Raw genomic sequence first — 9,202 nt, 5'->3', positions numbered from 1 at the left:
CGCGGGCCTACTCGGAGACCTTCAAGGGATCATGCGGGAAGGTACGCCCTCCGCGTGCCTTCCCGGAACCGATCCACAGGTCCTGAGCATTGCTCCGCAGGACCCCTCGTGGGTCGCGCCGAGGCGGCTGATCGCGGCTCGCGATGCGCTGTTGCGGACGTCGGTGAGGAACTCGACGCGGTTCATGCCGAGGGCCTCGAAGGCGTGCGTCAGCATCAGCAGCTTGGCCTCGGTGTTGACGGCGGTGCGCTGCCAGGTGCGGCCCAGGAAGGTGAAGCCGATCTCCAGTCTGCGGTTGGGCAGGTTGATCGCCGTGAACCGGGTCGACCCAGCGATGCGCCTGGTGGCCAGGTCGATGGTCGCGTACGCGAGCTGCGTGCCGGCGGAGCGAGCGGCGAGTGCGTCGTCGACGAACCGGTGTACGTCGTGGGGGTGGGGGACGAGGGTCACGGGAAGATTCCACAACTCGCCGTCCCGGATTGCCTCGCACCATCGTGATGGTCGTGCGTCAGCGGTTCCAGTCGCACGTACGTGCCGGCCAGCGCCGTGGCCTTCAGCTCCCTGTCCTACCCCCACTGATCAACAACGTTGAGCGGACGCTACCGGCCCGGGCGGCGGAGCGCTGGGCGGGACCACGATGCGGGCCGTGACGCCATCCACGGGAAGGACGGCGACGTTGACATCCGGTCCAGGCACCATGCGCCCGTCAGACCCCCAACCCGGCGCTGTCACCCCCTGGCTGTAGGTTGCGCTTGCGTCTCACCCTCTGTGCAAGGAGCACCACCAGCATGTCCATCCCACCCCAGCCACCGTCGTCCCCTGAGCCGTACCCGCAGCCGGGCCCATACGGACAGCCGGGGCAGCCCGGGCCGTACGGCGGACCGCAGGGCTGGTACGCGCCACCGCAGATGCCGCTGATGCCGCAGAAGACCAATGCGTTGGCCATCGTGGCGTTCGTCATGTCGCTCGTCTGCGCGATACCGCTGGTCCCGCTGATCCTCGGCATCATCGCCCTCTCCCAGATCCGCAACCGCGGCGAGAAGGGCAAGGGCTTCGCCATCGCGGCCATCGCCATCCACGGCGCGACCATTGCGTTCTACGCGATCCTGCTGATCCTCGGATTCTCCGGAGTACTGGACGACGGCCACCCGCCGACGCGCGACACCAGTGGCCAGGTCACCACCCCGGGCTCCGTCGACGTCGAGGACATCCGCACGGGGGACTGCTTCAACACCGGCGGCAAACTGGCGGAGTACGACGACAAGAACGGCGGCGAGGCCGGCTTCTCGGTGAAGATCGTGCCCTGCGGCGAGCCTCACGAGGGGGAGGCGTACAGCGTCTTCGACCTGGAGGACGGGAGTTACCCGGGCAAGGAGAAGGTCATCTCGGTCGCCGAGGAGAAGTGCGCCGGCAAGGCGCTCACCGACTACGTGGGCGCCGACGCGAAACTCCCGGATACGCTGGAGGTGTTCTACTACTACCCGCAGCCCGCCACTTGGATCCGCGGCGACCGGGAGGTCACCTGCTTCCTGGGCCACACCAGCGGCCCCAGCACCGGCTCGGTCCGCGCCACCCGTTCCTGAGCCGCAGCCGTCGGTCGGAGCCACAGGGTGCAGTGGGCGGACTTGGGTGGACTTGGGCGGACGCGTAAGTGAAGCGGGTGCACCCCATCCCGTACGGACGGTCCGCACCGAGCAGTGCGCACCGGTCAAGGAATGCGCCGCACGCGCCCGCTCCAGGTGCTCGTCCACGCATCGTCTCCAGAGCGTCGGCGGGATCCGCATCGTCGGGGTCCGGGAGGACGTTCACGGTGAACCTGATGATGCTGCGGGCGATGCCCGGCGGTGTCGTGTCGGGGCCTGGTCCGCAACCGGGTCCGGCGCGGCAGCCACGGCCGTCGTCCTCCGGCCGTGGAACTGTCCGGGTCGGGGCTGAGGGAGCACGCGGCACGCTGAGGCGGCCGTTGGGCTCTGCCCGGCGGTCTCACCCGCTCACCCGCTCACCTGCGTTCCGCCACGGACGGGATGCCGGGGCGCAGGGCCGCGGCAGCGTAGAGGGCTGCTCCGGTGGCCAGTGCCTCTTCGTCGAAGACGACCTGGTTGGAGTGCAGGTCGGCGGCTTCCTCGGGCGGGATACCGGGCGGGCGGGCACCGAGGAAGGCCATCGCGCCCGGCACCCGCTGGAGGACGTGGGAGAAGTCCTCGGCACCCATGAACGGATGGGGCAAGTGGTGGACCCGGTCGGCTCCGAGGAGCGCGGTCGCGGTGTCGTGGAGGGCCGCGGCGCGGGCGGCGTCGTTGACGACGGGCGGGTAGCCCTCGGTCAGGGTGACCTGGGCGTGGGTTCCGTGGGCGGCGGCGACGTGGTGGGCGACGCGGGCGATGCCCTCGCGTACGAGCTGCCGCGTGGCGGGGGAGAGGGTGCGGAAGGTTCCGTCGATCTCTGCCGTTGCGGGGATGACGTTGGCCGTCGTGCCGGCGTGGACCGAGGCGACGGTCACCACCGCGGGATCGTGGACGTCGACGGTTCGGGTGACCATGGTCTGGATCGCCTGGACGATCTCGCACGCGACGGGGACCGGGTCCAGGGCGAGGTGCGGGGCGGAGGCGTGCCCGCCGCGCCCGCGGACGCTCACATGGAGCCGGTCGGAGGCCGCGAAGGTCGGGCCGGGCCGTACGTGGAGGGTGCCGCTGTCGAGGCGAGTGGTGATGTGCAGGGCGAAGGCGCAGTCCACGTTGCTTCCGTCAGCGGTCCTCAGCACACCTTCGTCGATCATGCGCAGGGCGCCCCCGCCGGATTCCTCCGCGGGTTGGAACATGAACACGACGCGCCCGGCCAGCTTCGAGCGACGGGCCGACAGCAGCCGGGCGGCCGCGACGAGCATCGCGGTGTGGGTGTCGTGTCCGCAGGCGTGCATGGCCCCCGGCACCTGGGAGGCAAAGTCCAGGCCGGTCTCCTCGTCGAGGGGCAGGGCGTCCATGTCGGCGCGTAGCAAGACCGTGGGCCCGGGCCGGGCGCCTTCGAGGGTGGCGGTGACGGAACTGAGGCGGGAGCCGGTGGCCAGGTCCAGCCCCAGCCCGGCCAGCGCGTCCAGAACAGCCCGCTGGGTGCGGGGGAGATGTGTCCCCAGCTCGGGGAAGCGGTGGATGTTCCGGCGCAGGGCCACGGTGTCGGGCAGTAGGGCGTACGCCCCGGCGAGCAGTCCTGAGAGTGCCTCCCGGGCCGCGGCGGCCGGGTCTGCCCCGGTCACCGGGCCACCCCCACCACGTCCCGCGCCGTCCGTTCCAGCAGCGTCCGCAGGATCCGCCGGCCGGCGTCGGGCAGGCCCGGGTCCGTACGTTCGTCCAGGCCGCCGGGATCGACCAGGCTCACCTCCCACGACATCTCCTTCGGCACGGGTCCTACGTCGACTGTCATCTCTGCCCTGCGCCCCCGGCCGCCACGCCGACCATCGCCCCATGCAGTCCGAGGCGGCGGGGGAGGCCGACTCCGCTTTCCACCCCGGGGCTCGGCGTTCAGCGTGGCGGGGGGTGCGTGGTGAGCCAGTGACGCGCGATCTGCTCGCGTGTGGCGACCCACGCCCCACCGCGCTGTGCGACGTGCTTCAAGAAGCCGTCGAGCGCGCGGATGCGGCCGGGTCGGCCGATGATCCGGCAGTGCATGCCGACACTCATCATGCGGGGGCGGTCGGAACCCTCGGCATGGAGCGCGTCGAACGTGTCGATGAGATACGTGAGCATGTCGTCGGCGGTCGTGAAGCCGTGGACGATCAGGAACTTGAAGTCGTTCGCATCGAGGCTGTACGGCACCACGAGGTGCGAGCGGCCCGCCGTCTCGACGTAGAACGGCAAGTCGTCCGAGTAGTCGTCGGAGTCGTAGAGGAAGCCGCCCTCCTCGACGACCAGACGCCGCGTGTTGGGGCTCGTCCGGCCGGTGTACCAGCCGACGGGCCGGCGGCCGACGAGCCGCTCGATCGTCGCGATCGAGCGCGCGATGTCGGCGCGCTCGGCGGCTTCGGGCACGTGGCGGTAGTCGATCCAGCGCCAACCGTGGCTCGCCACCTCCCAGCCGGCGGCGCCCATCGCTCGCGCCGCGTCCGAGTTGCGTTCGAGCGCCTGCGCCACGGCGTAGACGGTGAGCGGCACGCCGTGCGCCGCGAGGGTGCGATGGATGCGCCAGAAGCCGGCGCGCGAGCCGTAGGCGAACATCGACTCGACGTTCAGTTCACGCCCGCCGGCCACCGGCGGCGCGCCGACGAGCTCGTGGAGGAAGCCCTCGGAGGCGGGGTCGCCCTCCAGGACGTTCTGCTCGCCGCCCTCCTCGTAGTTGAGGACGAGGCTGACGGCGACGCGGGCGCCGCCGGGCCAGGCGGCATGCGGCGGCTCGGCGCCGTAGCCGACGAGATCGCGCTGATGCTCGGACACGGGCGGCACCCTACCGCCGATCGGTCGCCGCGTCGGAATGGCGGGGAACGCGGCAGTCGGTCTTGGCTGTTCCTGAATCTCCCCACCCCACGCAACTGTGCATGTGACGTTCAGCGGACATCTTCGGTTCGTTGACCCGGGCAAGGTTGATTCGGCTACGCGCGGAAGGCCTTCCGAAGGCGTTCGCCGAACTCGGTGGGGTGCGTGGTCAGGCCGGTGTGCCCGCCGGGGAAGTGCAGGAGTTCCGTACCGAGACGCTCGGCCAGGAGTGCGGCCGGCCGGTATGGCAGTTCGCCGCGTGAGTCCTGGCCACCAGCGAGCACGAGCCGGTCCGACAGCGTCTCCAGACGGTGGATGTCCGGGGTGTAGGACATGAAGCTGGGCACGATGCGTCCGATGAAGTACGGCAGGTTGGCCATCGTCTGCTCGGCCCGAGCCGCTGCCTGGGGCGGAAGGGTGACCTCGGCCTTCGGCTCGGTGGTGTCGCCGTCCTTCTTCAGGCCGGCGGCGAACACGGCCATCGCCGGCATGAGTCCATGGGTGCGGAACGTCTCCTGCACGCGTGCGACGAGCGCACGGTGTTCGGGGGCGTCCGGAAGGACCTCCACCAGCGGCGGTTCGTGCGCCACGACGCGTTCGACGCGTTCGGGCCAGGTGGCGAGCAGGTGTACGGCGGCGATTGCGCCGGAGCTGGCGGCGAACACCCGGGCGGGCTCATCGGGCGACAGGCGGTCCAGTATCCGCAGCGCGTCGTCGGCGTGCTCGGCTACTCGCTGCTCGGCCTCCGGGTCGTCCAGTGTGCTTCGGGACATGCCGCGCGGGTCGTAGGTGGCGACGGTGTATTCGGCGGCCAGGTCGTCGGCGATGGCGTCGAAGGAGGCCGCGCCGCCCGTCCCTCCGGGGATCAGCAGCAGGAGCGGGCCCTGGCCGCGTACTTCGTAGTGCAGGGTCGCGCCGTTCACGCGCAGGCTGCCGATGGTCGGAGCGGTCATGAGGAGTCTCCTTCTCGGGACGGGGGCCAGTGCTCCAGGAGGGTGTTCAGGGCGTCGAGGGCGCGGTCCCAGGAGCGCTGGGGCGAGCGCGCGTGCGCGAACCCGCCCGCGGCCTCCAGAGCGACGAACCCGTGGAACGTGCTGCGCAACAACCGGACCGCGTCGGTCAGGTCGGGCTCGGCCAGTCCGTAGCCGCGCAGCATGCCGTAGGTCAGCTCGACCGCGCGCCGCGGTCCGGGCGCCCGTGCGGCCAGCTCGGGGTCGATCTGGATCGGGGTCTGCGTCGCCATGTAGCGGCCGGGATACCTGTGGGCGTACTCCCTCCAGGCATGGGCAAATGCGACCAGCGCGTCCTTGCCCGCCCGCCCGGCGGTGGCCTCCGCGATGCGGATGGTCTTCTCGTCCGCCGCCAGCAGCGCGATCCGTCCGCGCAGATCCTCCAGGCTGCGGACATGCGCGTAGAGGCTTGCATCCTTCACACCGAGTCGCCGCGCCACCTGCGACATGGTCACCCGGTCGAGCCCGACGTCGTCCGCCAGTTCGGCGCCGACGATGGTCACCCGCTCTGCTGTCAGTCCTGCCCGCGCCATGCACCCTCCACTTGTTCCTAGGATCCCTAGTTATAACCTAGAGGTCCTAGGTAGCCAAATGGAAGGCTCAGTCACGCAGTTACCCGTGTGTCGTCGACGGCTCGCCGAGCGCTGGGCCGTCGCCGAACACGCGGCAGTTGCTGCCAATGCGCATGACAGCGAAGTGCAGCGCACCACACGCCTTCTGCCTGCGAGCGAACGCCCGCTCCCGGACATCGTCGAGGGCCGCGGAAGATTCGTATGCGGGGGCCGAAGCTACGGCGGGGACGGCGTGCCCGTGTCCCCGCCGTGGCATCGGCGGCCCCGAACCGGCCCTAGTCGCTTAGCGCACGCGTTCGATGCATGCGCGTCGGATCAGGTTCTTGCCCGGCTCTCGTACTGTGTCGAAGGCGGCGTTGTTCAGTAGGACGCAACTGCCGGACGGGCCGTTCACGGTCACGGTCGTCGCATGGCCGTTGTCGAGATTCGTGACCTTCAGTTTCGTTCCTACCGGGAACGTGCCACTGCTCGCCGCCGGCGCGCCCGCCTCACCCGACAGCGTCACCGTCGATCCTGGGCACACCACTTCGCCGGTGGCCGGCGGGACCTGCACACCTGCCGCGGCGGACGCATCCGTCGCAGGGGCCGGCGTGTCATTGCCACCAGCCACGCGTTCGATGCGTGCGCGTCGGATCAGGTTCTTGCCCGGCTCTCGTACTGTGTCGAAGGCGGCGTTGTTCAGTAGGACGCAACTGCCGGACGGGCCCTTCACGGTCACGGTCGTCGCATGGCCGTTGTCGAGATTCGTGACCTTCAGTTTCGTTCCCACCGGGAACGTCCCACTAGTCGCCGCCGGGGCGCCCGCCTCACCCGACAACGTCACCGTCGACCTCGGGCACACCACTTCGCCGGGGACGGCGGCATTGCCGGTCGCCATCGTGGCGACGACCCCTCCGGTCACGAGGGTTCCCGCGACGACAGAGAGCACGAGCTTCTTCTTGAGACTCATAGTCCGTTTCCTGGACACTGGCACTCCTCGATCCGATGGACGCTTTCCCACCCCACGTCCTGCATACGGCCGACATCCCACGCAGGTTCAGTCCTGTCGCCGCCTCACGAATCAAGCCTTGAGGAGGTTTGGGCCGCTGCGAGGGGCATGCCACGGGGCTCGTGGCTCACGAACTGCGTTCAAAGAAGCAGGTCACAACGCCAGCGCCCATAGGGGTCGACGAGTGCGCCGCGCTCGCACCGACGGTCTTGATCGACGCGGGGGCGAGGAGACCACAGACACCCTTAAGGTTCAGTTGATCTGCCCTTAACCAGCCCAAGGCAAGGTGGCGAGGCCGATGGGCATCAGAGCAGGTCGCCGTCCACGCGGGGCTCAACCCCGCTGCAGTCCCGAAGCACGCCGAACGCCCGGATACGGCCCCACGAACCAATGAGCCCGCATCCGGGCGCGGATCACTCGCCTCGCCCCACGCACAGGATCCGCCGGGCAGACCGCTGCGGGCGGCGTTCGAGGTGGTCAATCACCGCGCACGGCTCGCCCTGCACGGTGTGGAACTCGCCGCACGGCCTCGTGCCGTGGGCGAACTTCTTCCCGCCCCTCCACTTGCAGCCGACGGCGGAGAGCCAGCGGCCACGCGTCCGGCTCAGCCGGCGGCTGCCCGACTGCGCCGGTCCAGATGGGCCGTCACGAGTTCGACCAGGCCGGGACCGTGCTCGTAGCCGAGCGGAGCCAGCTCGGGGGGCAGCACGTACCCGTCCGGCATCTGCGCGTACACCTGCGACATGCGCTGCCGGTAAGGTACAGGGCGCGCACACGGTCGTTGTCCAATGGCCGGTAGACCGGCACATCGCCCGGGTCGACCTCCTCACACGGCAAGCCATGCTCGAGAGCGGCCGACGGCACGGCGGCGAAGGACCGCTCATCCAGCCGGGCCGAGACCGTATTCAGCAGGAGATACGTTCCGCTGCCGAAACCGTCACCCGCCCGCGCGCCGAGGTGGGCCCCCTCGCGGACCAGGGCACGCCACCGGCTCCAGCGCCCGGCCGCTTCGACCGCCATGCCCAGTCGCAACCGGCCGTGCCGTGTGTGCAGAGTGCTCGCGGTGACCTCACCAAGCACACCCAACATCGCCCCCGCCGCCCGCGAAGCCCCCGAACCCGCGCGGCTTGAGAGGACCACTCGCAGGCCCGGGTCCGCCGACGCAAGCGCGAACGCGACCGACCGGCCCACCACCCCCGCGCCCACGACCACCACATCAGCCCCGACACTGCTCACCGGCGCCCCACCTCCCCCGCCTCGACACGGCAACCAGCCAGCACTACCCCCGCCACCGCCCACGCAGACGTCGCGACCCACAGATCGTTGAGCGGGAAGTCCGACACCGGTCCAGCCCTGCCGGGCATACGGGACATGGCGTGCCGCTCTGATGACGCTCGTTGAAATCGCAAGCGCCAGCACACAGGCCACTCATCCACGAGAGCCAAAAATTTCGGACGGTGGTGTCGAGAACCCGTGCCTGGCTCCGTCCCCGCAGTGAAAGCGACGAAAATGGGTCGCACCAGCACCGAGGAGAAACACGATGGCCAAGTACCTGCTGCTCAAGCACTACCGCGGCGCCCCGGCCCCGGTCAACGACGTGCCGATGGACCAGTGGACGCCGGAGGAGATCTCGGCGCACTGCCAGTACATGAACGACTTCGCGGCCCGGCTGGAGGAGACCGGTGAGTTCGTCGACGGTCAGGCGCTCGCCCCCGAGGGGACGTGGGTCCGGTACGACGGTGAGGGGCGCCCGCCGGTCACCGACGGACCGTTCGCCGAGACCAAGGACCTCGTCGCCGGCTGGATGGTGATCGACGTCGACAGCTACGAGCGCGCACTCGAGCTGGCCGGCGAGCTGTCGGCCGCCCCCGGCGCGGGCGGGAAGCCGATCCACGAGTGGCTCGAGGTGCGCCCGTTCCTGGCCGCGCCGCCCACCATCACGGAGTGACCTCATCCATGGACGAGGCCCTGCTCCGGAGCCTCACGCCGAGCGTGCTCGCCATCCTCGTCCGCCGCGGAGCCGACTTCGCGGCAGCCGAGGACGCCGTGCAGGACGCGCTGGTCGAGGCGCTCCGCGTCTGGCCGGCCGGCCCTCCGCGGGATACGAAGGGCTGGCTGGTCACCGTGGCCTGGCGCCGGTTCCTCGACGCAACCCGGGCGGATACCGCC

11 protein-coding genes and 1 pseudogene are annotated in these 9,202 nt (G+C 70.3%); 3 read left to right on the top strand and 9 right to left on the bottom strand.

From position 1 onward, the window contains the following. Positions 1-21 precede the first annotated feature (21 nt). Complete coding sequence (locus AB0I68_RS38350; RefSeq protein WP_363182078.1) at positions 22-576, bottom strand: GNAT family N-acetyltransferase; 555 nt, start codon at positions 574-576, stop codon at positions 22-24. Positions 577-788: 212 nt separating this feature from the next. Between AB0I68_RS38350 and AB0I68_RS38345 the strand changes: the two genes are divergently transcribed. Next, the gene (locus AB0I68_RS38345) at positions 789-1,583 is read left to right on the top strand and encodes a DUF4190 domain-containing protein (RefSeq protein ID WP_363182077.1); all 795 of its coding nucleotides are present in this window, start codon (positions 789-791) and stop codon (positions 1,581-1,583) included. Between the two features lie 416 nt (positions 1,584-1,999). On the opposite strand, the gene AB0I68_RS38340 is transcribed toward AB0I68_RS38345, so the two are convergent. From AB0I68_RS38340 to AB0I68_RS38305, 8 genes and pseudogenes are all read right to left on the bottom strand, one after another. Continuing rightward, a complete protein-coding gene (locus AB0I68_RS38340) occupies positions 2,000-3,250 on the bottom strand; it encodes a M20 family metallopeptidase (RefSeq protein ID WP_363182076.1) in 1,251 nt (416 codons plus the stop codon). Beyond that, a complete protein-coding gene (locus tag AB0I68_RS38335) occupies positions 3,247-3,417 on the bottom strand; it encodes a hypothetical protein (protein ID WP_363182075.1) in 171 nt (56 codons plus the stop codon). The genes AB0I68_RS38340 and AB0I68_RS38335 overlap by 4 nt, the downstream gene beginning before the upstream one ends. Positions 3,418-3,515: 98 nt before the next feature. Continuing rightward, complete coding sequence (gene puuE / locus AB0I68_RS38330; RefSeq protein WP_363182073.1) at positions 3,516-4,424, bottom strand: allantoinase PuuE; 909 nt, start codon at positions 4,422-4,424, stop codon at positions 3,516-3,518. A 155-nt stretch (positions 4,425-4,579) separates the two neighbouring features. After that, positions 4,580-5,416: an alpha/beta fold hydrolase gene (locus tag AB0I68_RS38325; RefSeq protein WP_363182072.1), complete on the bottom strand. Its 837-nt coding sequence runs from the start codon at positions 5,414-5,416 to the stop codon at positions 4,580-4,582. After that, a complete protein-coding gene (locus AB0I68_RS38320; protein WP_363182071.1) occupies positions 5,413-6,006 on the bottom strand; it encodes a WHG domain-containing protein in 594 nt (197 codons plus the stop codon). Before AB0I68_RS38320 ends, AB0I68_RS38325 begins: the two co-directional genes overlap by 4 nt. A gap of 322 nt (positions 6,007-6,328) precedes the next feature. Then, positions 6,329-6,994 carry a hypothetical protein gene (locus AB0I68_RS38315; protein ID WP_363182070.1) on the bottom strand — a complete coding sequence of 222 codons (666 nt, stop codon included), beginning with the start codon at positions 6,992-6,994 and terminating at the stop codon, positions 6,329-6,331. A gap of 643 nt (positions 6,995-7,637) precedes the next feature. After that, positions 7,638-7,778, bottom strand: a complete 141-nt coding sequence (locus AB0I68_RS38310) for a hypothetical protein (RefSeq protein WP_363182080.1) — start codon at positions 7,776-7,778, stop codon at positions 7,638-7,640. A 56-nt stretch (positions 7,779-7,834) separates the two neighbouring features. Further along, positions 7,835-8,224, bottom strand: a pseudogene (locus tag AB0I68_RS38305) (hypothetical protein); the annotation flags it as partial. 349 nt (positions 8,225-8,573) lie between these two features. Between AB0I68_RS38305 and AB0I68_RS38300 the strand changes: the two are divergent. Both AB0I68_RS38300 and AB0I68_RS38295 read left to right on the top strand, forming a co-directional pair. After that, positions 8,574-8,981, top strand: a complete 408-nt coding sequence (locus AB0I68_RS38300) for a YciI family protein (RefSeq protein ID WP_363182069.1) — start codon at positions 8,574-8,576, stop codon at positions 8,979-8,981. An 8-nt stretch (positions 8,982-8,989) separates the two neighbouring features. Further along, the coding region (locus tag AB0I68_RS38295) for a sigma factor (protein ID WP_363182079.1) at positions 8,990-9,202 on the top strand (213 nt) is incomplete at its 3' end.

Origin of the sequence: Streptomyces sp. NPDC050448 (assembly GCF_040655295.1) — a bacterium.
In the GTDB taxonomy this organism is placed as follows: domain Bacteria; phylum Actinomycetota; class Actinomycetes; order Streptomycetales; family Streptomycetaceae; genus Streptomyces.
This window is presented reverse-complemented; position numbering and strand designations above follow the sequence as displayed.